This is a genomic window from Butyrivibrio sp. LC3010 (assembly GCF_000424385.1).
Lineage (GTDB): Bacteria > Bacillota > Clostridia > Lachnospirales > Lachnospiraceae > Butyrivibrio.
The window spans coordinates 1-1,580 of the sequence record NZ_AUJU01000066.1 but is presented as its reverse complement, the minus strand read 5'-3'; the positions used below and the strand labels follow the sequence as shown (position 1 = coordinate 1,580).

The 1,580-nt window shown below is 37.8% G+C and carries 1 protein-coding gene; it reads left to right on the top strand.

What is annotated here, in order from left to right:
* The first annotated feature begins 137 nt into the window (after positions 1–137).
* Positions 138–1,508 (top strand): IS4 family transposase, encoded by a 1,371-nt coding sequence (locus G622_RS0119815; RefSeq protein ID WP_026512088.1) that lies wholly within the window; start codon positions 138–140, stop codon positions 1,506–1,508.
* The last annotated feature ends 72 nt before the right edge of the window (positions 1,509–1,580 follow it).

The window sequence follows — 1,580 nt, the reverse complement described above, 5'->3', positions numbered from 1 at the left end:
AACTTAAACTTCGCACATAAAAAAGTGCTTTAGAACCTTGATAATTCAATAAGAACTGGCATTTTTAAAGGCGTGAAACCTCTGCATTTGGTATAATTTAAGTACCACCAAAAACCATCCCAAAGGAGACTCACGCCTTGTCTAAAATTATATCACAGAACGACTACGATTCTAAGCAGATTACTGATTCTATCAGATACTTTTTTGAACGTTTTCATTTATCAGCTGTTCTCAAAGCATCCAATGCAAAGAAGTCGAAAGGCGTCACACCGCTCCAGATCGTGAGTTATGCCTTTGCTTTGGTTTTTAGAAACAAATCTATGTACATGGACATGGTTCTCGGAAATAGCGAATTATCTTTTGCCAAAGATACATACTATCGTTTTATGAATAGCATCAGCATAAACTGGATTCGTTTCACAACACTACTTGCCGCCAACATCTGTAAGGAATCTATTGCACCTGCTACGTCTGAAGACAGAGTTAATGCACTTATCATTGATGACTCCACTTATTCAAGGAGCTGTTCCAAAAAGGTAGAGATGCTTGCAAAGATATATGATCATGCTAAAAATATGTACCTTTATGGATTCAGAATGCTCACTCTTGGGTGGACTGATGGAAATACATTTCTTCCGGTTAACCACATCTTACTTTCATCTTCAAGCAAATGTCAGGTCACTGGTTGTAATCCTATTGATTACAGAAGTAATGGTTACAAACGCAGAAAGCTCGCTATCATGAAGGGAACAGATGCAATGATCGAGCTTATCAAAGAAGCAAAAAAAGCAATGATCCCAGCTGATTACGTACTTTTTGACAGCTGGTTTGCTTCACCCAAAACACTTATTGCCGTACAGAAACTTGGCTATGAAGTTATTGCCATGATAAAGCGGTCAGAAAAAATGACTTTCAATTATGAAGGTCAGAAGCGCTCTCTCAAAGAAATATACAAAACTAATCGCAAGCGTCGTGGCAGATCAAAGTATCTGCTTTCTGTTGTTGTAGATGTTGAGAAGGATGGTGCTGTTATTCCTGCAAAAGTTGTATATGTCAGGAATCGTTCCAATCGGAAAGACTATCTTTGCCTGATTTCCACAAACGTAAACATAGATGAGGAAGAAATCATCCGTATTTACTCAAAGCGCTGGCAGATAGAGGTTTTCTTCAAGATGTGTAAAAGCTATCTCAAGCTGGCAAAAGAATGTAAGTCTCTTTCTTATGATGCTATGACAGCGCATGTTGCAATCGTATTTACTCGATACATGATGCTTGCAGTAGAAAATCGCGAATCAGAAGATTCTCGAACTTTAGGCGAGTTGTTTGCATACTTCATGGATGAGGTGGCCGATGTAACATTCATCTATGCTTTTAACATCATTATGGAGATTTTCTCAAACATGATGATAGAAGAATTTGATCTCGATGAAGAAAAAATATCTTTAATGATAGACAAGTTTGTATCTGCACTTACACCATCCATGCAACGTCATCTTCAGGCAGCATGATTGGTACTTAATTGCCAATTTTTATTGAATTATCAAGGTTCAACCGCAGTTTTGTAACTGCGAAGTTTCAGT